A 25,437-nucleotide genomic window follows, 5' to 3' on the forward strand; every position below is an offset into this window, starting at 1 on the left:
TTGCACCCCTACAGCAACGTTAGTTTAAACTGGAAATGGGGTAATGCAGCCAGTTTACACTTCCCAAGGCCTTCAATGATTTTTCTCCTATCACTGTGGCAAGTGAATGTTTCGCGGACTGATAGTATCAGGTTCCCTGTTTCAATATGCATCGGTACCTACCGGAAATTAGGTTAGGTAGAGAATGAATTGACACAAGCGGGCGTGAAGGATGTAGGAAAACAGTGCAGCTGAATATGTCTGCAAGTATGGTGATAAATTTTTACCCAGTGAAGATACTTACCGGGAGGTATGCCTGCCTCAGGGTGGAGTGGGGATAGAACGTGAGAGGTTACTATACATATTTAATATTGAAGTATATTCAGGTAGATTAAACTGCAGTTAGCAAAATAAGTTACATTTCGAGAACAGCAGCAGCCAGTATCTGCCAGAGAGCGGAGGCGGTGTCAGGCAGGCGAATTGCTGTCAGTAATAAGTTATAACGAATAAACTTCTGTTTTATGATTGGCTTCTTTGAAAGAATACTTTTACCTTTGCAGCCACAATGACAGTAGCAGTTCTACATACAAGCAATACTCCAGACTGATTTAGTCTGATACAGGCGGCTGGTAATCTTACGCCAGAGGCTGCCCACTTCTCTATCTGATCTTCTTGAACTCAGATCGTGCTGCCTTATTACGCAGCACAAAATACCCCCATTTTCACCCATTTTGGTTGTTGCCATAATAAAGCAGCAGCGCAAAGGTGTCTTTTTCACCTTGCCACGTCCACTAAGAATTATTTTAAATACATCTCATAATCATGAAACAACATCTGAAAATTTTTGAATTCAGCCCAACAATCGAGTATAAAATCGAGATCATGGCTGGTTTAACAGTTGCGTTGGCGCTAGTGCCTGAGGCCGTGGCTTTTTCGCTTATTGCAGGCTTGCCACCCATTGTGGGCTTATATGCCGCCTTCGTACTTGGATTAGTGACAGCCCTGTTCGGCGGCCGACCCGGCATGATTTCCGGAGCCACAGGAGCTGTTGCCGTCGTTATTGTGGCGCTGGCACAAACACACGGAATAGAATATGTGTTTGCTACTGTTATCTTGGCTGGGATTATACAAGTTGTGGTAGGATTGCTGAAGCTAGGCAAGCTCATCCGGCTGGTGCCGCATCCGGTCATGTTTGGCTTCGTGAACGGACTGGCCATCATCATCTTTATGTCGCAGCTTGATCTTTTTAAAACTACCGTGAACGGGGAAACAGTGTGGCAGACAGGTACGCCGCTGTATATCCTACTGGGGTTGGTAGCGCTAACCATTGCCATCATCGTACTCCTGCCGCGCCTGACTAAAGCGGTGCCGTCCTCGCTGGTGGCCATACTGGTCGTATTTGCAGTAGTGGTTGGGTTCAACATCGACACCAAAACAGTGGGAGATATTGCCTCCATCAGTGGTGGTTTTCCTCCTTTTCATATTCCTGCCGTTCCTTTTACGTTGGAGACGCTTAACATCATCTTCCCTTATGCCGCTATTATGGCAGGAGTAGGTTTAATTGAAAGTCTGCTGACGCTGAACCTGATTGACCAGATTACGGAAACTCGTGGTAATGGTAATAGAGAGTGCCTGGCGCAGGGTGGTGGTAACATTCTGAGTGGCTTGTTCTTCGGAATGGGTGGCTGTGCAATGCTAGGCCAAAGCTTAATCAACGTATCATCTGGTGCTAGGGCACGACTGGCAGGTATTGTAGCTTCGGTCACGCTGTTGATTTTTATCATGTTTGCCGGCCCACTGATTGAAAGGATTCCCATGGCGGCCTTAACTGGTCTGATGATTATGGTGGCCGTAGGTACTTTTGAGTGGGTGAGCTTTAAGATGATCGGTAAAATGCCTACCTCCGACGTGCTGATTGGTATACTGGTGGCGGCTATAACGGTGCTGCTGCACAACCTGGCACTGGCTGTGCTCATAGGCGTGGTTCTGGCGGCTTTAGTGTTTGCATGGGAGAGCGCCCGGCGCATCAGGGCCAGGAAATACGTGGACGAGAATGGTGTAAAGCACTATGAATTGTTCGGGCCGCTGTTCTTTGGTTCCGTAACAGCTTTTGAAGAGAAGTTTGACGTGCTCAACGATCCGGAGGAAGTCATCATTGATTTCAAGGAAAGCAGAATAGCAGACATGTCGGCCATAGAAGCAGTGAACGTGCTGACGGAGCGCTACCAGAAGCAGGGAAAGAAGCTGCACTTAAGGAACCTGAGCGACAGCAGTATGCGGAAACTCATCAAGGCAGACTCCGTTATTGAGGTTAGCATCTTAGAGCCTACTTTCGAAAGAATAGGTGGTAAGTATTAATAAGCGACAAAACGGAAAAGCATGCGGTTGGAGAAGTGGTTTATCTTTGAAAATCCAGTATCCAATTATTCAAGGACAAAGAAGGTAGTACAAAATCAACCATTTGTAATTCTTGAAGATACCTTATAAAACAAACGGGACAAAAAGGAGGTTTTGCCTCCTTTTTGTTTTTTCGGCAGATAAGGCAGGCTTAAATAAATGAATTGAGATAAGTCGACAGGCTGAGATGCATCTTTCATTTGTTCGTACTCTCAGCTTCTGCTGTAGCCAACACCTGAAACGGTTCCTCCATTTTGGGAAGTAACCTGATCCGAAAGCTGTTTATTGTTACAAGGCCCAGTACTGTTGCACAACCGAAGCCAATCTGGCTGACGGTGACACCGTGGTCCAGGAGGAAGCCAATGGCTACCGGGGCGAGGGCTGTGCTGAAGACCATTATCATGGAGAACAGGCTTCGTACCTGCCCCACGCGCGCTGTACCATAGAGTTCCGCTATCACGGCCGAAGTTACAATACTGCTTACACCCGCTGAAACACCCGTAAGCAGCAGGAAAACCAAGGCTGCTATTTTACCCGGAAGAACGGCGAGCGCAAGCAAGCCCAGCGCCATCGGGAGGAGATAAAAAGGAAACAGTTTGCTTGCTGATAGTTTGTCTGTTAGTATGCCGCCGTACAACAGGAACAGGAAACGCACAATGGCATAGCCTGAAAAGCACATTGCATACCACTCCAGCGGCCAGCCTTTCTCATTGGCCAGCACATATTGAAAAAAGAAAATCCCTGTGGAAATAAAGCTAAAGGTAAAGACTGGTGGAATAAGTACCCAGAAAGGCTTTTCTGATACAATTTGCCTGAAGTATCCCCATTTTTCGCTGCCCGACACCTCTACATTTTCCTCATGCACGTCCAGGACCTCCAGGTTCAGCTTCCGAATCACCAAAAAAACAGAAAGCAGCGTAACCGCGGAGATGATGAGTGCAAGGTGCCAGTTCAGGAAGGAGAGCAGCAGCCCTACTAAAAGCGGGAATATCATTTCTCCCATAGGATACCCCATGGCGGAGAGACTCAGTGCCTTTCCACGGTCAGCAGAGAAGTAGCGGGACATCACACTCAGGCTGATGTGGCTCATGAAGCCCTGTCCGCCTAGTCTTAAACCTACCAGTGCAATAAAGACCATTGCCGGGTGTATGGCCAGCCCCAGCACCAGGGAGGAGACAAAAAGCAGGAATACGGTCTGGATTGTAAGGGGCCGGAGGGGGCGGCTGTCTACCCGGTACCCAAACTGCAACAGAAAAATGGATGCAATAATGGTGGCCACCGCATAATAACCCCCGAACATGGATTTTGACAGATGAAACTGGTCCAGGATAAACGGCACAAACAGGGAGATAAAAAATGTCTGGCCGAAGCTTGAGAAGAAGGTCAGTAACCAGCCGAAAAATACAGGGCTGAGGTTCTCTTTTAGAAATATATAATAAGTACGCATTCTGTGTTCCGGTAATAAAAAAGCATGCTGGCACTGTACCTGAAAAGGAATAAAGCCGGACAATGGGAGCATGCTGCCAGCCACAGGTATCGCTGCAAAAGGAAGTACTGCCCGCGCTAATTTTGCTAAGACAAAATTAGGCATAAATTTCTTCATCCGATGGAGCAGGTCTATGGCTGGATGCTTTAGGCATGCCGGGCAGTATCCAAATGCGTTCAATAATCCTGTCAGGTACAATGAATTAAATTGCACCTTTTGTTACGGAAAAGTTATGTCTGGCAGTTGCACACAGCCTGATAAACTGTCTCTATTTTAGATTTCTTTCGTTCTAGTCTCATATATCTATAGAAAGAACTAAAGCCCTCCAGCTGCTGTATGCGAAATCCGGAAGGCAGGTACCTGAGGATAAAAACCTCCCGTAGCGACACACGCCGCAGCTACAGGTTATTGAGAGGGCGCCTCTTGAGGTGTTCGCGCAACACTAAGAGAAGAGCTGCTGAAAGCAAAAGGAGTGTATTTACCAGGAAAAGGATTTTCAACCCCAACACTTCTGAAATATCATGCAGGGAGGGTACGACATGGTGAAGGTGAAAAAAGGATTCGGTGATGACTTTTGCAATCCCAAAGCCCAGGATAGCGACCAGAAGCACGTTTGTTTTAGCAAAATCCCTCTTTCCTGCCTCCATCCAGGCCAGCAGGCAAGAAGCAGCCAGCCCCATTAAACCACAAACAGCAATACCATGAAAATAGCTTTCCGGTACTTGCCCTAAAGGTGCGTTTGGATGCCTAAGGGCAAAGGCTGTCGCCGTTTCTGCTGGCGCACCACCACCCACCATGCTTACTACCCCCGCATGAAGTAGCATGAACAGTTCACGGGCACCTAAAATCATCAGAAAAGCTGCTACAGCGTGAACCGCGATAAACTTCCATTGTACTTCCCTCATTGTCATTTTTCAGTTTGTTATGCTATTGCCGGCTGCTGTCAACACCGACGGTACCTGATTTGTACGCTTTACTTGAAAAAGGTTTACAGAACTGTTTTAAATAGCCACATTCAGACTGTTGAAAAGCTGGCGCTATATAAATCGCTTTATTTCCGGTCACACAAGAAAAGGGAATGCTTTCCGGTATAGATTTATAAAAAACCTGCGCAATGCCACCTGCAATACAGGCGATGGTATCGCTGTCGCCTCCAGGCGAGACAGCATTCCGGACGGCATCCTCATAGCTTCTTATACTACCTGTCTGTATGAAGCATAAACTTAACAAGCTAAGCTGTTTAACTTGTTTTTCAGAAGCTGCGGCAAGCAAAAACAAAGCTCTTTAGGCGTGTTAAAAGAATTGCGCTATCTTTACATCCGCAATGATCATCGCAGCACCACATAAAAGCAATACTCCAGACTGATTTCGTCTGATGCAAACAGCAGGCAGTCCCTGGCTTTAAGCTGTCCGTTTTCCTTTCATTTTAGTTTTTAAAACAAGGTGTTCGTTTCAACTGGCATGTATCGCGCAAACGTGCAACAGATACAGGCTAAGTACAGTAAAACTGCTGTTTAACACAGCCCAAGGCTTCCTGAACGAAGAATAAAGTCAAATCAACTATATACAATCATATACATCAATTTATGGATCAAAATAATACACCAACACCCGGAGAGGTAAAGAGCGGGATGTTCTCACATGTTAAGACAGACATACCCGCAGGTTTAGTAGTATTTCTGATTGCACTCCCACTATGCCTTGGTATCTCCCTGGCCTCCGGTGCACCTCTCTTCTCAGGCATTATTGCCGGTATTGTAGGCGGTATTGTGGTGGGTTTGGTAAGTGGGTCTAAAATCAACGTAAGCGGTCCGGCAGCAAGTGTGGCACTTATCGTGCTCACAGCAATACAATCCTTAGGCTCCTTCGAAATCGTACTGAGTGCCACTATCATTGCCGGTGTTTTCCAGATCATATTGGGTTATGTAAGAGCAGGTACGATAGCCTACTTCTTCCCATCTTCCATGATCAAGGGTATTCTGGCCTCCATCGGACTCATCCTGATCATCAACCAGATTCCACACGCATTCGGCTATAGGGGAGAAGACCTGTTCGGAAGCATGGAAGACGGCTTTATAAATGGTATTTTTACTGCTATAGCTAACATCACGGATTATATTAGCCTTGGCCCGACCATCATCACGCTTGTTTCGCTGGCTATTATTTTTGCCTGGGACAGGCCTGCCATCAAGCAGCATCCCTTTTTTAGGTTCATACCATCTGCGCTGGTAGCTGTACTTGTCAGCATTGGGCTCTATCTGCTGTTTGAATCTTATTTTCCGGAACTTGCTCTTTCAGAAAGTCACCTGGTGCAGCTTCCGGCAGCTGACGGAATAGTAGAGTTCTTTTCCTTCTTTACTTTCCCTGATTTTTCACAAATCACCAATCCGGAGCTTTACACTGTAGCCCTTAGTATTACTTTTATTGCCAGCCTCGAGTCCTTGCTCAGCACGGAGGCAGGAGATAAGCTGGACCCTTATAAGCGCAAGACCTCTACTAACCGGGAGCTGAAGGCACAGGGTATAGGTAACATTGTGTCCGGTTTTATTGGTGGTCTGCCTGTTACTGCTGTAATCGTGCGTACATCTGCCAACGTAACCTCAGGTGGTAGAACCCCGCTTTCCACTATCACTCACGGTACCATTATGTTAATCTGCGTAATGGCTATTCCCCGTATCCTGAATATGATCCCGTTGGCTTCTTTGTCTGCTGTGTTGTTTGTGGTAGGTTACAGATTAACTTCTGTCACGCTGTACAGGAACATGTACAGGGCAGGTCAAAGACAGTTTTTACCTTTCTTCCTGACCGTGCTCGCTGTTATGTTTACTGACCTGATTACGGGTATTATAATTGGTGGTGCAGTGTCGGTGTTCTTTATACTGCGTGATAATTACAAAACACCGTTCTTTATTGATAAAGAGAGCCACCATGAAGGAGAGAAGGTGGAACTCGTGCTTTCGGAGGAAGTTACCTTCCTGAACAAAGCCAGTATGATGCTGACACTTGATCACGTAGCCCGAAATTCGGAGGTAGTGATTGATGGGTCGCGTTCTGTGAACATTGATGATGATGTGCTGGAAATTATTCAGGAGTTTAAGAACACCGCTGCTTACAGAAACATCCGCCTCAAACTAATCGGGCTGGAACGGTTTGGTATAACAGCCTAAACAGTGCTGCCCCGGCTAAGTCCTTTTGCCTGAGAACACATCAACTACAAAATAAAAAGCGGTGCGGGAAACTCCCGCACCGCTTTTTATTTTGTAGAAAAACCCCCTGTTTGGCAAGGCTTTTCAAGTCGCACCTCTCCTGTCTTCTTCGTGCAGGCAGGGCAGTAGTGGCTATGCCTTTACTGAAGGAACTTGTGCTATGTCAATCATAAACAAGTAAAATGGACAGAGCACTGGTATGGAATGCAGACAGTTAGTATGCCTTGCGCAGCATGTCCGCATACTTGTCTGGCAGCGGGCTTTCTTCTATGGCTCTGGCAGCTTTCTCCACATCGTACTTAAACCGCACAAACTCCACTTCCACACTTTCTCTTGATGCGGCGCTGGCGCTTTGATCCAGGGTGATGAGGGCATAGCAGCCCCTGATATCTCCATCCTTCGGTTTACCTACGGAGCCGATGTTGATGGCGTGGCGGTAGCGAAGGGTGCCGTCCTGCTCCTGCGGCAGCACACGGTGAAAGGGCTTGTGGGTGTGGCCGAAGCACATGATGTCGGCATCAGCGTCCTGCATAATGCGGAGCAGGCTTTTCTCTTCCCTGTCCTCAAACAGGTACTCGTTTATTTTGCGCGGGCTGCCGTGCACCAGCAGCAGGTTCAATCTGTCGTCGTTCAACTGGTACTCTACCCTGATGAGGGCGGGCAAAGTGCGCAGGTACCGGCGCTCCGGCTGCTGCACTAGCTCATTGGTATAAGCGATAGAAACCTTGCCCATGGCTCTGTCCTCGTTCGTTTTGTAGGCACAGCCGCACTCATCGCTGGTTCTGCCAATTCCGAAATCATAATTTCCGGCAATGGTAGGAATGTTGCGCCGGCGTACTTCGTTGATGACCTCATTAGGCCAGATGTTATAACCCACCAGGTCGCCGAGGCAGTAGGTAGCATCAATGGACCGGGTTTCCATGTCGGCGAACATGGCTTGCAGGGCAGGCAGGTTGGCGTGTATATCAGAGAAAAGAGCAATTTTCATATTAGGGCTGCTTTAGATATCAAAGTTGAAGATGGATTGTTAACTGCAGGTTATGGTAGTGTTAGCTTTTTGCAGGAGATTGTTGTGTTGTGCTGGAGGTATAGTATTTTCTCCTGAACCAGAAGGCTACATTGACCAGGGCAATCAGCGCGGGCACCTCCACTAACGGACCCACCACACCGGCAAAAGCCTGGCCGGAGTTAAGCCCGAAAACAGCAATGGCCACTGCAATGGCGAGTTCAAAGTTGTTTCCGGCAGCAGTAAAAGCAATGGAGGCATTTTCTGCGTAATTGGCACCGGCGGCCTTACCCATAAAGAAGCTTACCAGGAACATCATAGCGAAGTAGATGACCAACGGCACCGCAATGCGGAATACGTCGAATGGGAGGGACACCATCAAATCTCCCTTCAGGCTGAACATGACGAGTATGGTAAACAACAGCGCAATGAGCGTAAGGGGGGAAATGGCAGGTATAAACTTATTCTGGTACCATTCGTGCCCCCTTACAGGCACCAGCACCACACGACTGAGCACACCCGCTATAAATGGGATACCGAGGTAAATGGCCACACTTTCTGCAATCACTCCAATAGAAATGTCCACAATGGCCCCCTCAAACCCAAACAGCGGAGGCAATTTGGTGATAAACAACCAGGCGTAGAAGGAATACAAGAACACCTGGAAAATACTATTCAGTGCTACCAGTCCGGCTGCATACTCCCGGCTGCCATCCGCCAGATCGTTCCATGCAAGCACCATGGCTATACAGCGGGCAAGGCCAATCAGTATCAGGCCCGTCATGTACTCAGGGTAATCGCGCAGGAACGTAATCGCCAGCCCGAACATCAGCAGCGGACCAATGACCCAGTTCAGCAGCAGTGACAGCCCGATGACTTTGACATTGCCGAACACCTTGGGCAGCAGGCGGTAGTTTACTTTGGCCAGGGGCGGGTACATCATCAGAATAAGGCCAATGGCAATCGGGATATTGGTCGTGCCGCTGGAGAGCGAGTTGACATAGCTGGAACTCTCCGGTATAAAGTAGCCGATGCCAACTCCCACCAGCATGGCCAGGAAAATCCAGAGGGTGAGGTAGCGGTCCAGGAAGCCAAGGCGCTTTCGGTTATGAGCAGGGGCGCAGTGTTCCATAGGAAGTATTGATTGGTTAAGAATATTTAATTCAGGCAAAGGGTTATTTAAATTAAATAGTGTTAGCAGCAGCCAGAGCCGGGAGTGCAGCAGGCGGAGCTGGCCGGCTTGTCGCCGTATACTGTGATGCTGTAAATACCAATGTTGCATTCGCGGAAGGAGCGAAGGCCTTCGTCGTCGAGGTAGTCTTTCAGGATTTCGTCCGGTACCTGGATGGCTTTTTCTTTCTGTACCACCACGTTTTCAAAACCAGTTTCACGAATAATCTGCAGGTACTCCTCCTTCTGGATGGCACCCGACACACAGCCGGCATATAATTCACTCGCTTTCACAAGCCCCTCCGGCAGTTTGCCAACCAATACCACATCCGAAATACTGAAATGACCGCCAGGCTTCAGCACACGGAACGTTTCGGCAAAGGCCTTGCGTTTGTCAGGCACCAGGTTCAGCACACAGTTGCTAATCACCACATCGGCACGGTTAGCGGCTACAGGCAGGTCTTCGATTTCACCCTGGCGGAATTCTACATTGTGAAAGTTCAGTTTTTCTGCATTGCCGCGGGCTTTGGAAATCATGGCCTCTGTCATGTCCACACCCAATACCTTGCCTGTTTCGCCTACAATGGCCCGGGCCACAAAGCAGTCGTTGCCGGCACCGGAGCCAAGGTCTATCACCACGTCGCCGGGCTTTATTTGGGCAAACTCTGTCGGCACGCCGCATCCAAGGCCCAGGTCTGCATCCGGATTATAGCCTTCCAGTTGCGTATAATTATCAGCGAAAATGGCATAGTCTACGGTACAGCAGCCGGTGGCGCCACAGCAGGAGGCCTCATTCTGCTCTTTGCTTTGCAGGGCTATCTCGCCATACTTCTCTTTTACGATTTTCTTTAACTCTTCTGCGTTGTTCATAGTCTTTGGTTATTATCGGTTTATTACGATTAACTTGTTCAAATTTTTTTAGCAGCAGTTGGTGCCGCAAGGGGTGTAGTTTGCAAACAACACCTGCAACATCTGCTGCGCCTGTTTCCAGGCTTGTTCGTCTATGCAATAGCACACTTTTTTGCCGTCGATATCGCCTTTTATCAAACCTGCTTCTTTCAATTCCTTCAGATGCTGCGACACGGTAGATTGCGACAGCGGAAGTTCCTCTACAATATCACCACAGATGCAGGCCTGCCGCTCCAGCAAGATGCGCAGGATGGCCACCCGGGCCGGATGTGCCAGTGCTTTGGCGTATTTTGCCAGCATGAGGTCGGATGGAGTGAATGCTTCTGTTTTAGTTACGCCCATTTTTTTTAGTTATTATCGTAAAGTTACGATGATAACTGGTGTAGCCAAAAAAGGTTTGGGAAATTTTCGTTGATTTCTGTTACACCCCTGTCTGTTCCGGCACTTGCAGCAGTGGTGTTCGCTGTTGCTGGATGCAAGCGTAACCCGTTTAGCATGTAGTACATCGTTTAAAGTCAGGTACAACTCTATCTAATATATAAGAGTAAAAGTGTGAAATGTATCATCAATAAATAAACAAACTAAACTATGGAAAACGTAAAGCTGGCAATTATTTACTACAGTTCAACGGGTACTAATTATCAGTTGTCGCAGTGGGCAGCTGAAGCAGCAAAAGAGGCTGGTGCAGAAGTGAGAGTCCGCAAAGTAAAGGAATTGGCTCCTGAATCAGCGATTGAGCAGAATCCTGCCTGGAAAGCACATATGGAGGCGACAAAGGACGTAACAGTTGCATCGAATGATGATTTGGTGTGGGCAGATGCTATCATCTTCAGTATGCCAACCCGTTACGGTAATCTTCCGGCTCAGTTAAAAGAGTTCCTTGATGGTACAGGAGGAGTATGGTTCCAGGGTAAATTAGCAAACAAAGTAGTAAGCGCGATGACAAGTGCACAGAACCCTCACGGGGGACAGGAGGCGACTATATTGGCCTTATATACCACCATGTACCATTGGGGAGCTATAGTGGCCGCACCAGGCTATACCGATCAGGCGCTTTTCCCGGCAGGGGGCAACCCATACGGAACCAGCGTAACGGCAAACGGGGAAGAGATAAAGCCGGAAGCCCGCGGTGCGGTGGAACACCAGACAAAACGCACTGTGCAGATTACCAAGTGGGTGAAGCAAGGAATGCAGCAGGCATAAGTATAAAGCATAGCAGAGCCAGTCGCTGTTAAAGAGACTGGCTCTTTTTTCCACAGGCAGATGGCTAGTGGCATTTAGTTTTAACCTATTTAAATGCTGCTGAAATTTTTTTATCGGTGCCATTGTATATACATTATATGTACATACATTTGTCTTGTTGATAAATAACAAAACGTGAGTATTAACAATAACAGACAAAGAATATGGCCAATGTAAAATGGGCAGTAGACCCGATGCACAGTGAAGTACAGTTCAAGGTAAAGCACCTGATGATAACGACCGTTACAGGATACTTCCAAAACTTTACCGTAGAAGCTGAAACAGAAGACGAACAGTTTACGAACGCGAACAAGGTGGTGTTCACTGCCGATGTTCATTCTATCAGCACAAACAACGAGCAGCGCGACACGCACCTGAAGTCAGCGGACTTCTTCCATGCAGCGCAGCATAATGAAATTCGTTTCGTAGGAACGAAGTACGAGCACGTAACCGGCAACGAATACAGGCTGCACGGTGATTTAACCATCAAAGGCACTACGAAGCCCGTTACAGTGAACGTAGAGTTTGGCGGTATCGTAGTAGACCCTTACGGGCAGACAAAAGCAGGATTTACCGTTACAGGAAAAATCAGCCGCAAAGAGTTTGGTCTGGCCTGGGATGCCGTAACAGAGGCAGGTAGTGTAGTAGTAAGCGATGATATCAGGCTGCTGGCTGAGATTCAGCTGGTAAAGCAAGCTTAATCAGCGATACGAAACGTAAGACACAGGGAGAAGGCTTTCAATAGTTTTTATGCCGCAGGTCTTGTCCTTGTGTCTTCCATGTTACACACTGTTTCCTTTAATGAATTTGACGCCTGGTGGTAACGGAAACGCTGTTGCTCCTATAAACTTAAAGAACTATGAAACATAAAATTTTTAAATCCGGTGAGCGGGGGGTGAAAGAAATCGGTTGGCTGAAAAGCAACTTCACCTTCAGCTTTAACAGCCACTACGATCCCCTGCGTGCAGGCTTCGGGCTGCTACGTGTTTTCAACGATGATTTTGTGGCACCAGAAAATGGCTTTGGCCTGCATGCACACGCGAACATGGAAATTATTTCCATCATGCTGGCAGGCTCCATGAATCATGTGGATTCTCTTGGCTACAAAGAGGTGGTACACAAAGACTGGGTGCAGATTATGAGTGCCGGTACGGGCCTGCGCCATGAGGAGCACAACGTAGGAGGGGATGAAGTGAATTTCCTGCAGATCTGGATAGAGCCGAAGCTGCAAAACATCACGCCCCGTTACCAGCGCCGGTATTTCCCGGAAGAAGGCCGCCTGAACAAGCTGGTGACTGTTGTCAGCAACGAGGAAGGGCAGGGGCACTGCTGGATAAACCAGAACGCAAAGCTCTCGCTGGGGAGTTTTGAAAGAGACAAAGAGGTGCGTTACCACCTGAACCCGGTAAATAAAGCACTTTTCATCTTCAATATCAGCGGGAGCCTTTTGATAAATAATGAAGAGCCGCTGGAACAGCGTGATGGCATTGGCATATGGGAAACAGACCACCTGCACATCACCTGCTTAACTGAGAGTAAGTTCCTGGTAATAGAAGTACCCATCAACCATTAAGAAGCAATTTATGGAAGACAGAATATTAGGGCTGCATCACATTACGGCAATTGCGGATTCAGCTAAAAGCAACCTGGATTTTTATACCAAAGTGCTGGGGCTGCGCCTGCTTAAGAAGACCGTCAATTTTGATGACCCAGGCACTTATCATTTATACTATGGTGATGAAGTTGGCAGTCCGGGTACGATCCTGACCTTCTTCCCTTATGCAGGCGCACGCCGTGGCAGGATAGGAACCGGAATGGCTTCACATATCGGCTACTCAGTGCCGGAGGGCAGCTTTGATTTCTGGCTGAAGCGCCTGCGGGAACACAATGTATCCTTTAGCCAGCCGGCAGAGAAATTCGGTGAGCAGTACATTGCCCTGCAGGACCCGGACGGTTTGCAGCTGGAGCTGGTGATTCCAAAGAACGGCGATAGCCGCCAGCCCTGGGAGACAGATAGCGTAAAGGCGAACGTGGCCACACGCGGCTTTCACAGTGTTACCCTCACCTTGCGGAGTGTAAAAAAAACGGCTGAGGTTTTAACCGAGCTGCTGGGTTACAAGCTGCTGGAGCAAAACGGCAGCCACCACCGCTACATCACCGATGCTGTTGAAAACGCCGCTATCATTGATTTGATTGAGGATCCCAATGCCAATCGTGGGGATGGCGGTGCCGGTACAAATCACCACATTGCTTTCCGGGTGAAGGATGAGGATGTGCTGATGCGGTTCAGGGAAAAGATAGCCGGCAGGGGGCTGAATATTACCGACAAAATTGACCGCAACTACTTCTACTCCCTTTATTTCAGGGAGCCAGGCGGAGTGCTGTTCGAAATAGCCACCGATAACCCGGGCTTTGCCATTGATGAGCCGGTGGATCAGTTAGGAAGCAAGCTTCTGCTGCCACCGCAGTACGAGCCACACAGAGCCAGAATTGAAGCCGTGCTGCCAAAGCTGGATTAAGGCAGAAGCCTGTGCAGCTGGCTAACCAGTTGCTGCCTAACAGATACAACCACTTCAGCCCCACCGGGGAGGGGGAGTTTATGTTGCATGTTTTCACGGACAGCTAAAAATATTGACTTATGTACACACACAAACAAACCATCATCACCCATGGCAAGCCGCTGGAGCAGACAGGCAAAGCACTGGTGATGATTCATGGGAGAGGCGCAACAGCTGAAAGTATCCTGTCGCTGAGTGCGCATTTAGATGCGGCTGATTTTTCTCTTTTTGCTCCGCAGGCCACCAACCACAGCTGGTACCCATACAGCTTCATGGCACCTGCTTCGCAAAATCAACCTGCACTGGATTCTGCCCTGGAGTTGCTACATAAAACGGTTAGCGGCATAAAGGAACAGGGGATAGAGAGCAAAGACATTTACCTGCTCGGTTTTTCACAGGGAGCCTGTCTGGCATCGGAATATGCCACCCGGAATGCACAGCGTTTTGGCGGTCTGCTCCTCTTTACCGGTGGGCTTATCGGGCAGCAAATTGAAACAAGCAATTATACCGGCAACTTTAGTGGTACTCCCGTACTCATCACCACCGGCGACCCGGACCCGCATGTGCCGGTCAGCAGGGTAGACGAGACGGTGAAGATAATGGAGGAAAAAGGCGCAGAAGTGACAAGGCAGATCTACAAAGGGAGGCCACACACCATACTGCAGGAGGAACTGGACCTGGCAAAGAAGATTCTTTCAACCGGTAATAAATAGTCGCGACGGATTTCTTTACCAGTATAGCATGGCTTTATCTGGCTTGTGAATTTATATGTCCCTGTCTTTTACCTGCTGCTTCATTTAAAACCAGTTTTTAAAGGTGATTTATTTACCTGATACCCAGCGCTTCACTTTGTCGAATACGCTGTCGCTGTCGTCATCATCTCCCATATCTTCGTCTCCTACCAGATAACCAAGTGGGTTTAGTGCAGGCACATGATCAAAAACCACCTTCGCAATACCAAGTGCCGGAATGGCAATCAGCATGCCTACCACACCCCATACTGCATTTCCCAGCACGATGACAATGATGGTCATGATTGGGTTCAGGTTTACTTTGCCGCCAACCACATAAGGTTCCAGCGTGTAGGTTTCCAGGAACTGGGTAATCCCAAACGTAAGTACCACACCTAAAAGGGTTGTTGTACTACCTCCGGATAAGAATGCCATGGCCAACGCGAGCCCAAAGCCAATGATGTTCCCGAGGTAAGGAATCAAAGTAAGTGCAGCAGCCAGTACAGAAATCAGGATGGCATGTCTGACTCCGGAAATGGAAAGCCCGATAGAATATAAAATGGCTATCAGTACACAAAGTGCAAGCTTGCCCAGCAGGTAGTTCTGCGAAACATGAGCAGCATCGGTGATGACTTTGTTTGTTTCCGGGCGCTTCTCTTCAGGCACCCACTTCGCAATTGATTTCCTGAATTTGCTCCTGTAAAGCAGGAAAAAGAAAATATAAACCAGCGTAAGCAAGGCCGTACCCAAAAAGCCAAGGAACTTCATGACAAAGTCTCCTGCCGAAGATAACATGGAACCACCTCCTCCTTGTTTCGGCTTTGCACCGGAGGATGCCTGCCCTTGCTGTGTTCCCTTTTGTGCCTGTTCCTGACCCTGCTGCTGGCTTTGCTGTTGATTTGAACCAGCACTTCCGGCATCCCCGCTTCCACCAGAGGCAGACCCCGGCAATTGCAGCGACACCTTTTGCGTTTGCTGTTGCACCGGAATGCCCGTTTTATCCTTGATGAATTGTTGCAGTTGTGTAAGCTTTGGCTCTACCTGTTGTTTTACTTTTGGCCAGTCTTCTATAAAGCTTTTCACTTCAAAACTTAATACGCCTGCCAGTACACCGAAAAAGAGAAGGATGAGCAAGGTTGAAAAGAGGGAAGACCATCCCCTTTTTAACCCTTTTCGTTCAAACCAACGCGCAACAGGGAGAATGACCATGGCGAGTAGCGCCGCCACGGCCAGAGGGGCCAGGAAGGCCTTGGCCATTACCAGGCCCCAGAAAAAGAAGTATAGTCCTACCACCAGCAGGACAAAGTATATCAGAATAGCCTTCGCTCGGGTTTCCATAGATGCTTCTGCTAAAACGTGAGGAGTAAAGAACAAGCTTTTTACTCAGATATAAATTCTGAGTTTCCTTTGCTGAAAATAGGCAGGACAAGTGAATCTGTAGGTCAGCTGCCTGGAGCTTCTGCCTTGTACCTTAAAGTATCCGAAGATATCCCTCTTGTTGACTGAGGCGAGAGCGCCAGGCTGTTGTACGAACCTGATGAGTTACCTGTTATACAAGGCTAGTTGAAACGTGGGAGAGCAGCAGGAATGCAACCGCTACCCTCTGATATCGCTCGGCAGAAACCCGAAGTGCTTTTTAAAAGCTGCAGTAAAATGCGCTGCGTTTTTATAGCCCACCTGGTAGGCGATATCCCCTATGCTTTGCTGCGACTGCTGTAACAATTGCCGCGCTTTCTCCATCCGGAGCCATACCACATAGCCATGTATGGTGTGGTTGCAGCAGGTTTTAAAACCCTGCTTTAATTTGGTTTCGTTGAGGTAAACGAGGCGCGCCAGTTCCTGTATGGTTGGTGGGTTTTGGTAGTTTTCTTCCAGTATGGCCCTTGCCTCGGCAATGCGCTGTGCATCATCTCCTCTGAGCAAAGTGGTTTGAGGCTGCTGCTCCTGTATCTTCTGCCACTGTTCAAGCTGCAGCATCAGCAATTCTATGACCTTTGCCTCAAGGTAAAGTCTTTTTAGCGGGCCGGTGCGCTGGCTGTTCCGGATATCGTTCAGCACCCACCTGATTTCAGGAGTCACTTCCATAGGTTCTTTGCTGAGGTAGGTGTGGCGACCCTGCAGCACCTTCTCAGCAAATTCCTTATGCAACTCACTGTGCTGATGCAATAACCTGAAGTAGAATTCTTTGGAGAGAATTATCAGAAAATAATGATGCTGCTTGTGTGGCGGCATCCGAAACTGTGCATTAAAAGAGGGGGTGTAACAGATGTAGTGCAGGCTGGGCGGATGTTCAGAATGCTCTAACAAGCCTGTAACTTCAGCAGAAGCCTCCCCCTCGAGGTAGAAACCAAGGATAATGCTTTCGCCGCTTACAGTAAAGCTATCGCAAACAGCCTGCCTGAAAGCCATCTGTGTTTCTATGATAAAAAAACCTTTGGCGCTAATCTGCAGGCTGCGGAAGGAAGCAATGGCAGGATCCTGCAGCACTACTTCCTTTTCCTGTGGCACACAGCAATTGTCGTACAGCGTAGAGAGTTCTTCGTGGCAGATCCATTGGTCAACAGCATCTACTTTGGAAGTTATCTTCATAAAATTCCTTTCACGATATTCTTTATTCTTTTTTCGATACCCGCCTCCTGCTTCTGTGCCTTATTTTTGCCAAAGTTAGTTATTTAAAATAAGTCTAAATAAAGATAATGAATAAAAGATTTACTCTCCTGTCGCTCTGCCTCCTTTGCACACAAGTCGTGTGGGCACAGCATGGTGGCGGTGCCATCCGTGGCCGTGTGCTTCAAAGTAACGGCGATGTCCTCCCTGCTGCCAGTGTCGTCATAGAAAATACCCGTTTCGGTACCATCACCAACGATAATGGCTCTTTTGATATAAAGAAGCTGCCGGAAGGCAGGTACAAGGTACGGGCCTTTTCAATGGGCTTTGAAGGTAAAACAGTAGAAGTGCAGATGGAGCATGGCGAGGTAGAAGAGTTAACCTTCAGCTTGCAGGACAAGGCCAATAAGGTAACAGAAATAGAGGTGTTTGGGGAGCGGGACAAGCAGCCCGAAAAACTGGATGCCATCACGCGCCTACCACTGAAGCCGAGCGAGCAGATTCAGAGCATCTCTGTTATTTCAGAGCGACTGATTGAGCAGCAGGGGGCCTTAACCGTGATTGAAGGGGTGCGTAATGTGCCGGGTGTTTATACCTATGCCACCTATGGTGGCGTGCGCGAAAGTATCTCTTCCAGGGGCTTCCGCGGCATTCCTACGCTGAAGAACGGCGTGCGGGTGATGACGGATTTCCGGGGAGCCGGTTTCTCCACTGACATGCAGGGGGTGGAAAGCATACAGGTGCTGAAAGGTGCCAGCTCTATTACCATGGGGGCGGCCACAGACCTGGGCGGACCGGGTGGCATTGTAAACATTGTAACCAAAACACCCAAATTCGAGAACAGCGGTGTCGTATCGTTCCGTGCCGGAAGCTGGGGCCTTGTTCGCCCTACCTTTGATGTGCAGCGTGTCCTGAACAAATCGAACACGCTGGCCGTGCGATTAAACGGGTCTTATGAGAATGGCGGTAAATTCCGTGATCACATGAGCAATGAGTCGTTCTACATTAACCCTTCCATAGAGTGGCGTCCGAATGCTAAAAGTACCCTGACGCTCGAAATGGATTATTTTGATGAGGAGCAGAGCATCGATGTAGGAACGGTTAACCTGTCGGTGGGCAACGCAAAGAATGAGATTTACGACCTGCCATCTAACCGTTTCCTCGGGTTTGAGACAGACAAAACAGATATAAGGCACAGCACCTACGCAGCCCGTTTCAGGCACAACCTGACCAACAACCTGTACATTCGTGCTGCCGCTTTCCACTCTGATTATAATGCTGATGCCATTAAGAGTAACCTTTCTGCGGTGAAGAAAGATGTTGACAACAACATCAACGTGAGCCAGGTGAACTGGTACAACCGCTCTATTGCGCACAACTCCACCCGTGATGACAAGAGCACTGTGGTGCAGTTCGATTTGATAGGTCAGAAGCTTAACACCGGAAGTGTTCTGCATACCTTTCAGGCAGGTGTTGATTACCGCTACATCGACCTGTACCAGCCTACTTATAACTCTATCGGCATCGACAGAATCAATGTGCTTGACCCGGCTACTGTTTCTAACACACTCCCGGAAGGTGTTCCTGCTTTTGAACTGACAAGAGAAAATCAGTCTTACGACCACCGCTTTGGCGCTACGTTCCAGGATGTAATACAACTGACTAAGTGGGCAAGAGTGTATGGCGGTGTGCGTTACAGCACAAACAAAACAAGTTCTGGCGGAGAGGCCAGCGATACAGAGGACTTCTGGAACCCGCTGGCCGGGGTGATGTTCACAGTAAAAGAGAACATCAACATCTTTGGCTCCTACACCAACAGCTCCAACCCGCGCTCTGCTGCTGTAGTGGATGTGAACGGAAACACCCTGGGCGCTGAGCGCATCGACCAGGTAGAGGCCGGATTGAAGACAGAATGGTTCAACAACCGCCTGCGCTTTAACCTGACGCTCTTCCAGATCAACAACAAAGACATGAACCTGGAGGTATTCCGTGTAGATGACACCGGTGCCATTGTATCAGCAGGTTATTATACCAAAGGCGGTAACGATGAGCGGAAAGGTGTGGAAGTAGAACTGACAGGCCGTGTGCTCCCTAACCTCGAGATTGTGACAGGCTACTCTTACATCGATGCCCAATACAAAGATCACACGACGTTTGTACCGGGCTCAGCGCCCAACAATACTCCCAAGCATACTTTCAACGCCTGGGCAAACTACAGCATTGCCGAAGGATTTGCACGTGGCCTTAACCTGGGTGTAGGTGCTTATTACCTGGGCGAGCGCCCTTACAACGACTGGACGCAGGATGGCGTGCAGTATCATGCGATTGAGCCGGACACTGCCCCTTGGTTCAACAAAGCCTACACCATTCTGAATGCGCAGGTTGGCTATGAGTTTGAGAAGCACTGGGGTGTGCGGGTGTTCTTTAACAACTTACTGGATACAGTAGGATATGATGCTTACCGCACCAGTTTTATAGACAGAATACAGCCAAGAAATTTCTCGGGCGTAGTTACTTACAGATTCTAATATTTTTATTTAGATTTATTCTAAATTTGCGCATAAGATGCTGCTGTAAAAGCAGGCAGCTTATGTACCCAAAGAGAGAAAGAAAGACAACCTCATTCCAGCATCATGAAATACTCCTTCCGTAAGCTTTTTAACGGCATTCACCTGTGGCTTGGCATAGCCAGTGGACTCGTGCTCTTTATCGTCTGCCTGAGCGGTACCATCTACACGTTCCATTCTGAAATTGAAGCCCTGGTAGAGCCAACGAAGTTTCACGTGGACGCTGATGCGCAGGCAAAGCCCATGCCGGTGGATGCGCTCAGGCAGCAGTTGCAGCAGGAACTGAAAGGAAAGGTAGTTGCCATTGAAATTCCGCAGGACAGGGAAAGCACTTACCGTGTAAGTGTAGCAGCCAAACCTGAAGGAGAAGGGAAGGACCGTGGCGGTAAAGGAGGCAGAGAAAAGGCTGCTGCTGGTGCGCAGGCTGCTAAAGGCGGGCATGGTGGAGGCGGAGGCCGCCCCACTACCTATTTTGTAAACCCCTATACTGCTGAAGTACTGGGTACCACAGACGGTCCTGCTACAGAATTCTTCCGTACCGTGATGCAACTGCACCGCTGGCTGCTGATAGAAGGAGACGTTGGAAAAATAATTGTAGGAGCATCCACCATTATCTTTGTGTTCCTGGTGCTTTCAGGGCTGGTGCTTTGGTTCCCGGTAAAACTGAAGAACTGGAAACAAGGCTTTAAAGTTAAAACAGGTGCTAACTGGAAGCGCGTAAACCACGACCTGCATAACACACTCGGTTTTTACTCCTTTATATTGTTGCTGATCATGAGCCTTACCGGCCTTTGCTGGTCCTTTGAGTGGTACCGCGATGGATTAGGCAAGGTGATGGGAGCAGAAGTATTCAAGGGCAGGGGAGAGAAGCCGCTTTCGTCTGATCCTCCGGCTGCTGATGCTGTGGTGCTTTCTGTTGCCGATTATATTGCCAGCGCGAACGCCGTTATGCCGGAAGAAGGAAACATCCGGGTATCGCTGCCAGAGGATGATACAACTGCTGTAGTCGTGACGAAAACAGCCGCAGGATTTTTTGCTTTTGCCGGCGCAGACAAAGTGCAGTTAGACCAGTACACCGGGCAGCCCCTGAAGGTGGAGCTGTTTGAGGACAAGCCGCTGAATGTGCAAATCGTTTCGCTGATAAAGCCCCTGCACCTCGGCGAAGTCTATGGTATGTTCTCCAAGATACTGTACTTCATCGCCTGCCTGGTTGCTACCAGCTTACCTGTTACCGGCACGCTTATCTGGGTAAACAAGCTGAAGAAAAAGAAGCCAAAGAAGCGTGTGGCTACAGCTACAGTAGCGTAAGTTTTGAAGTGCTGCGGCACGTAACACATAAAAAGCAGAGCGGCTGAGGAAGGAATTCCCCAGCCGCTCTGCTTTTTATTTCTTCCTCGGCTTTGCCCTTTCATACTGCACCGGCCACGGCACGTCTGCGCCTAACTCCAGGGCGGCATGCAACGGGAAGTAAGGGTCGCGGAGCATTTCACGGGCCAATAACACAATGTCTGCTTTGCCCTCCGAGACAAGGCTTTCTGCTTCGTGTGCGGTTGTTATCATGCCTACGGCACCGGTCATGATGCCTGTTTCTTTCTTTACGCTTGCTGCAAACTGAGCCTGGTATAAAGGGCCAACCGGAATATCCGCTTTCGGTACATTTCCACCGGTAGAGCAGTCTATCAGATCAACGCCCTTTTCTTTCAGTACCCTCGCCAGGGCCACCGAGTCATCCCCTGTCCAGCCACCTTCGGTCCAGTCAGTGGCAGAGATACGCACCAGCAGCGGGTAATTTGCCGGCCATACTTCCTGTACCGCTTCTGTTACCTCTAACAGCAGACGGATGCGGTTTTCAAAGCTGCCGCCATAATGGTCAGTGCGCTGGTTGCTGAGCGGTGAGTAAAACTCGTGCAGCAGGTAGCCATGCGCGGCATGTATCTCCACTACTTTGAAGCCGGCTCTTATGGCCCGCTCTGCCGCGGCACGGTAGTCATCAATTACTTTGCGAATGCCTGCTTCATCCAGGGCCGCGGGCACAGGCTCGTCAGGAGTAAAGGGCAGGGCACTGGGCGCTACTGTTTGCCAGCCGCTTTCCTCGGATGGAGCAATGGCAGTACCTCCGTTCCAGGGGCTTCTGTGGCTGGCTTTACGCCCGGCATGGGCCAGTTGCACCCCCGGCACAGCCCCTTGGCTCTCTAGGAAGGTGTTAATGCGCTGCAGGCCCGCTATGTGCTCATCCTTCCAGAGGCCTACATCATCCGGTGTAATACGCCCTTCCGGCGAAACTGCAGTGGCCTCTACAATCACCAGGCCCGCTCCTCCGACGGCCCTGCTTCCCAGGTGCACCAGGTGCCAGTCAGTGGTAAAGCCATCTTCGCTGGAGTACTGGCACATAGGTGAAACGGCTATTCTGTTTCTCAGTGTAATATCTTTTATAGTCAGGGGGCTGAATAGTTCTGCCATATTTTATGCTGCTTTTAGTTTCAGATACTGTTTCTATGATACATTTTCCCATTCAATTTGTTTTGAGGCTGTGCTGTTCAAAGCGCCTGCTTTACCTGCTCATACTATGCTGATGGGAATGCTTTTCGGGTTGCTTCCTTCGTTGTGGCTGTGAGTGGTGGTGAACCCCATCATTGGGCAACCACTGTTTAATAGCTTTACAGTGAAGGGCTTGCTGATGCCGCTTCTGTTTAACGTAGTTATCTGGGGTACCTTTATGGGGTGGTACGCCTCCAGCAAATACAGGCATGAAAGCGCAAGGACCACTTATTAAGAGCACGATTGGCGAAACTACATGTTCACCTCTACCATGATTTAAAGCTGGTTGATAAAAGAAAGGCGCTCCATTTTTGAGGGAGCGCCTTTCTTTTGCTGAATACGCACTAAATAACCAGGAGCAATTCTCCTGCGCTAAACAGATTACTGGTACGTGGTCAATAGTTTTATCATCGTTCCCTGCTCAACCCGGTCACTTAGCTGCAGGCCATTCAGTATAGCGAGTTCTTCCATCCGTGCCTGTGGCACCTGGTACCGCTGGAATACCTGGTTTAGGGTTGCTCCCTGCTGCACTGTCTGAACCTTGATGCGCACAGGCTGCCTGTTCAGTTTATCAGGTTCGGTCAGTTGGCTGAAGTTCTGCATGGTAGCGGTGAAAGCGGAGGTATAGCTGTTGAAATTGGCAGGGCTGCTGACGCCAATCATACTGTAGATGTTGCCCCCGTACTGAATCAGGTAAATGAGTGCGCGAAGTGGCTGTTGCTGTTGTTGCCCCTGTTGTGCCTGCTGGTCAGCCACAATGGCAAGGGCAGGCAAACCGTTCACGGTAACGCTCCTGGACTCTACAGGCTGTAAACCATAGTTCTGCAGCAACTGCTGTGCAGCGGCCTCCAGCGTTTCGCCCGGTGCCAGCGTCAGCATCATCATGGCCTTTCCATCCGGTGCCACCATCTGGAACTGTTGCGGAGAGTTCATGTGTTCCCACCCTCGTGGTATAGGAAACTTAAATTTTAGCTCCGGATGATAAAATGTGTTGTTTTCAACAAATCCCTGCTTCGGATCTTCACCATAAACCATTCCGTCAATCAGCTTTAGGTAACTGTTCCGGTTAACTTCTGCATTGGTTAGGTTGAGCTGTTTTTTCCATTCTGCCGCCAGTTCATGCACCGTTTCGTAGCGGTCAGCCGGGTTGGGGTGCGTGGAAAGGAAGGAAGGCACGGCTTGTCCGCTTCCTTCCTGCTGGCGTTGCAGCGTCAGGAAGAAGTCGGCCATTTCGGCAGCGTCGTAACCTATCTTAGAAGCATACTCAACTCCCAGCCTGTCTGACTCCCGCTCATCGTCGCGGCCAAACTTGAGGAACAGGAGCCCAAGGCCCTGTGCGGCTGCATCTCCCAGCTGTGCCAGTTGTGGCGCTATCACCATGCCGGCAATTAGACCCACCTGTGCCAGAATAGACTTGCTTTGCTGCTGTGCAGAGTGTCGCGCCGCAATATGGCCTATCTCATGCCCCAGCACCCCGGCAAACTGCGCCTCGTTGTTGAAATGCGCCATAATACCCCGGGTAAAATATACGTAACCTCCCGGCACAGCAAAGGCATTGATAACAGGCGAGTCTACCACCTTAAACTCGTACTGCAGGTTGTTGCGGTGCGAGATCTTTGCCATAGCCTGCCCTTTTTCCTGTATAAATCGCTGCAGCGCCGGATCCTGGTACAGGCCAAACTGGGCTACAATAGCAGGATCAGCTTGCTGCCCCATGGCAATTTCCTGCTGCTCCGACATTAAGCTCACTTCCCGCTTGCCTGTAACGGGATTGGTAGCGCAGGAGTTAAAGAGAAAGAATACAGCTGCTGTGAAACAGCTTATAGCACGTTTTTTCATGTTTCGGTTGTTTAGTGCTTCCTTTTACTTGTTTCTAAAAAAAGTTATATATAGGGAGCGGTTAATTTCCTATAGGAACGATGATGTAAAATGATAAGTTACAAGATGCTGCTGCTGCCTGTGTACATGGTTGCATGCGGCAGTTAAACCGGATTTTGGGCGGGTAAACAGGCGTTACTTTGCTAAATGCAAAACCAACGCCTCCCGCTGTTTTGCCATGGACTGGGGCGCTGCAGCACAAAGAGTTTTGATGCCAGCTAGGACGAAATAATGTGTGACGGCACATTCGGTTTTCACCCGTTGCCTGTGAGGCCTATTCCCTGCTGTGGCAATTAAAAGCAGATTGGCTATCTTAGCCACATGTACAAAAGAGAAGAGGCATCACAACTCCGTCAGGCTTTCTGGACCACTCTGGGGCAGTACATTGCCCCACTGCCGTCTGCGGATGGAGTGAAAGTGAACTGGCTGAATTACAAAACGGGACTGAAGCATGTGTATTTCAGGATGCAGGCCGGGAAGAAAACAGCTTCTATCGGCATTGAGATAACGCATCCTGACCCCGAGCTGCAGCAACTGTTTTTTGAGCAGTTTACAGAACTTAAGTTTGTGCTGCACGATTTTCTGGGGGAAGAGTGGGAGTGGGAACTGCACGCGACCGATGAGAACGGTAAAATCATCAGCAGGATATACAAAGAGATAGCCCCCGTCAGCGTGTTCAACCGCGACGACTGGCCACAGCTGATTTCTTTTTTCAAGCCCCGCATCCTCTCGCTGGATGAGTTCTGGAGCAATGCGAAATACAGCTTTGACAGCCTGATGTAAGATAATTGTCTGCTGGCTTGCCTGGAGGTCAGGTTACGTTGTCTCCTTTAATTCGATTGCATCGCCGTTGATGCAGTACCTGACCTGCGTAGGAGTGAGGGTATGGTCAAAAAGGTGGCCCAGGTGCAGGCCGCACTGGTTGCACACCAGTTGTATCCTGGACCTGCCGTAGGTTTCCAGCTTATTCTGCCTGACATTCTCCCCGATGTGCGCCCAGAAGCTGGGAAAGCCACACCCTGAGTTGAATTTTGTAGCAGGCGCAAACAGTGCTGCACCACAAAAAGAGCAGGCATAAACCCCTTCCTGGTTTCTGTCCGCCTCCTGTAAGCTGAATTTAAAACCGATGTTCATAGGTGAGAAACAGCGCAGGCAGGGCTATA

At 49.1% G+C, this 25,437-nt stretch carries 22 protein-coding genes; 10 read left to right on the forward strand and 12 right to left on the reverse strand.

Annotated elements, in window-relative coordinates:
* Positions 1-801 precede the first annotated feature (801 nt).
* On the forward strand, positions 802-2,337 hold the full coding sequence (locus tag ACYVB1_RS19185) for a SulP family inorganic anion transporter (RefSeq protein ID WP_460925428.1): 1,536 nt from the start codon (positions 802-804) through the stop codon (positions 2,335-2,337).
* A gap of 235 nt (positions 2,338-2,572) precedes the next feature.
* On the opposite strand, the gene ACYVB1_RS19190 is transcribed toward ACYVB1_RS19185, so the two are convergent.
* The 3 genes from ACYVB1_RS19190 to ACYVB1_RS19200 all read right to left on the reverse strand — a co-directional run bounded on the left by ACYVB1_RS19190 (position 2,573) and on the right by ACYVB1_RS19200 (position 5,140).
* A complete protein-coding gene (locus tag ACYVB1_RS19190) occupies positions 2,573-3,823 on the reverse strand; it encodes an MFS transporter (RefSeq protein ID WP_460925429.1) in 1,251 nt (416 codons plus the stop codon).
* Positions 3,824-4,260: 437 nt separating this feature from the next.
* Positions 4,261-4,767: a hypothetical protein gene (locus tag ACYVB1_RS19195; RefSeq protein WP_460925430.1), complete on the reverse strand. Its 507-nt coding sequence runs from the start codon at positions 4,765-4,767 to the stop codon at positions 4,261-4,263.
* A gap of 22 nt (positions 4,768-4,789) precedes the next feature.
* The gene (locus tag ACYVB1_RS19200) at positions 4,790-5,140 is read right to left on the reverse strand and encodes an ADP-ribosylglycohydrolase family protein (protein ID WP_460925431.1); all 351 of its coding nucleotides are present in this window, start codon (positions 5,138-5,140) and stop codon (positions 4,790-4,792) included.
* Positions 5,141-5,448: 308 nt separating this feature from the next.
* Here ACYVB1_RS19200 and ACYVB1_RS19205 point away from each other — a divergent pair, with 308 nt between their 5' ends.
* Positions 5,449-7,029, forward strand: coding sequence for a SulP family inorganic anion transporter (locus ACYVB1_RS19205; protein ID WP_460925432.1), 1,581 nt, complete (start codon positions 5,449-5,451; stop codon positions 7,027-7,029).
* 253 nt (positions 7,030-7,282) lie between these two features.
* Here ACYVB1_RS19205 and ACYVB1_RS19210 read toward each other — a convergent pair whose 3' ends face one another.
* The 4 genes from ACYVB1_RS19210 to ACYVB1_RS19225 all read right to left on the reverse strand — a co-directional run bounded on the left by ACYVB1_RS19210 (position 7,283) and on the right by ACYVB1_RS19225 (position 10,495).
* Positions 7,283-8,056: a metallophosphoesterase family protein gene (locus ACYVB1_RS19210; RefSeq protein ID WP_460925433.1), complete on the reverse strand. Its 774-nt coding sequence runs from the start codon at positions 8,054-8,056 to the stop codon at positions 7,283-7,285.
* 61 nt (positions 8,057-8,117) lie between these two features.
* Positions 8,118-9,206 carry an ACR3 family arsenite efflux transporter gene (gene arsB, locus ACYVB1_RS19215; protein WP_460925434.1) on the reverse strand — a complete coding sequence of 363 codons (1,089 nt, stop codon included), beginning with the start codon at positions 9,204-9,206 and terminating at the stop codon, positions 8,118-8,120.
* Between the two features lie 62 nt (positions 9,207-9,268).
* Complete coding sequence (locus ACYVB1_RS19220) at positions 9,269-10,114, reverse strand: arsenite methyltransferase (RefSeq protein ID WP_460925435.1); 846 nt, start codon at positions 10,112-10,114, stop codon at positions 9,269-9,271.
* Between the two features lie 48 nt (positions 10,115-10,162).
* A complete protein-coding gene (locus ACYVB1_RS19225; RefSeq protein ID WP_460925436.1) occupies positions 10,163-10,495 on the reverse strand; it encodes an ArsR/SmtB family transcription factor in 333 nt (110 codons plus the stop codon).
* Between the two features lie 246 nt (positions 10,496-10,741).
* Here ACYVB1_RS19225 and wrbA point away from each other — a divergent pair, with 246 nt between their 5' ends.
* The 5 genes from wrbA (at position 10,742) to ACYVB1_RS19250 (ending at position 14,666) form a co-directional block, all read left to right on the forward strand.
* Entirely contained in the window at positions 10,742-11,356 is a 615-nt protein-coding gene (gene wrbA, locus ACYVB1_RS19230) for an NAD(P)H:quinone oxidoreductase (protein ID WP_460925437.1), read from the forward strand.
* Positions 11,357-11,559: 203 nt separating this feature from the next.
* Positions 11,560-12,096, forward strand: a complete 537-nt coding sequence (locus ACYVB1_RS19235) for a YceI family protein (RefSeq protein WP_460925438.1) — start codon at positions 11,560-11,562, stop codon at positions 12,094-12,096.
* A gap of 158 nt (positions 12,097-12,254) precedes the next feature.
* Positions 12,255-12,968, forward strand: coding sequence for a pirin family protein (locus tag ACYVB1_RS19240; protein WP_460925439.1), 714 nt, complete (start codon positions 12,255-12,257; stop codon positions 12,966-12,968).
* Between the two features lie 10 nt (positions 12,969-12,978).
* Entirely contained in the window at positions 12,979-13,914 is a 936-nt protein-coding gene (locus ACYVB1_RS19245) for a ring-cleaving dioxygenase (RefSeq protein ID WP_460925440.1), read from the forward strand.
* A gap of 119 nt (positions 13,915-14,033) precedes the next feature.
* A complete protein-coding gene (locus tag ACYVB1_RS19250) occupies positions 14,034-14,666 on the forward strand; it encodes an alpha/beta hydrolase (protein WP_460925442.1) in 633 nt (210 codons plus the stop codon).
* Between the two features lie 108 nt (positions 14,667-14,774).
* On the opposite strand, the gene ACYVB1_RS19255 is transcribed toward ACYVB1_RS19250, so the two are convergent.
* Together ACYVB1_RS19255 and ACYVB1_RS19260 are read right to left on the reverse strand one after the other, a co-directional pair.
* Positions 14,775-16,022 carry an AI-2E family transporter gene (locus ACYVB1_RS19255; RefSeq protein WP_460925443.1) on the reverse strand — a complete coding sequence of 416 codons (1,248 nt, stop codon included), beginning with the start codon at positions 16,020-16,022 and terminating at the stop codon, positions 14,775-14,777.
* Positions 16,023-16,280: 258 nt separating this feature from the next.
* Entirely contained in the window at positions 16,281-17,273 is a 993-nt protein-coding gene (locus tag ACYVB1_RS19260) for a helix-turn-helix domain-containing protein (RefSeq protein ID WP_460925444.1), read from the reverse strand.
* A 107-nt stretch (positions 17,274-17,380) separates the two neighbouring features.
* On the opposite strand from ACYVB1_RS19260, the gene ACYVB1_RS19265 reads away from it, so the two are divergent.
* Positions 17,381-19,819: a TonB-dependent siderophore receptor gene (locus tag ACYVB1_RS19265; protein ID WP_460925445.1), complete on the forward strand. Its 2,439-nt coding sequence runs from the start codon at positions 17,381-17,383 to the stop codon at positions 19,817-19,819.
* Between the two features lie 105 nt (positions 19,820-19,924).
* Positions 19,925-21,166, forward strand: a complete 1,242-nt coding sequence (locus ACYVB1_RS19270) for a PepSY-associated TM helix domain-containing protein (RefSeq protein WP_460925446.1) — start codon at positions 19,925-19,927, stop codon at positions 21,164-21,166.
* Between the two features lie 75 nt (positions 21,167-21,241).
* On the opposite strand, the gene ACYVB1_RS19275 is transcribed toward ACYVB1_RS19270, so the two are convergent.
* Together ACYVB1_RS19275 and ACYVB1_RS19280 are read right to left on the reverse strand one after the other, a co-directional pair.
* Positions 21,242-22,318, reverse strand: a complete 1,077-nt coding sequence (locus ACYVB1_RS19275; protein WP_460925447.1) for an NADH:flavin oxidoreductase/NADH oxidase — start codon at positions 22,316-22,318, stop codon at positions 21,242-21,244.
* A 459-nt stretch (positions 22,319-22,777) separates the two neighbouring features.
* Complete coding sequence (locus tag ACYVB1_RS19280) at positions 22,778-24,235, reverse strand: M48 family metalloprotease (protein WP_460925448.1); 1,458 nt, start codon at positions 24,233-24,235, stop codon at positions 22,778-22,780.
* Between the two features lie 360 nt (positions 24,236-24,595).
* On the opposite strand from ACYVB1_RS19280, the gene ACYVB1_RS19285 reads away from it, so the two are divergent.
* Positions 24,596-25,057: a DUF4268 domain-containing protein gene (locus ACYVB1_RS19285; RefSeq protein ID WP_460925449.1), complete on the forward strand. Its 462-nt coding sequence runs from the start codon at positions 24,596-24,598 to the stop codon at positions 25,055-25,057.
* A gap of 33 nt (positions 25,058-25,090) precedes the next feature.
* Here ACYVB1_RS19285 and ACYVB1_RS19290 read toward each other — a convergent pair whose 3' ends face one another.
* A complete protein-coding gene (locus ACYVB1_RS19290; RefSeq protein ID WP_460925450.1) occupies positions 25,091-25,408 on the reverse strand; it encodes a peptide-methionine (R)-S-oxide reductase in 318 nt (105 codons plus the stop codon).
* Positions 25,409-25,437: the final 29 nt, after the last annotated feature.

This window comes from Pontibacter brevis, from assembly GCF_054779655.1.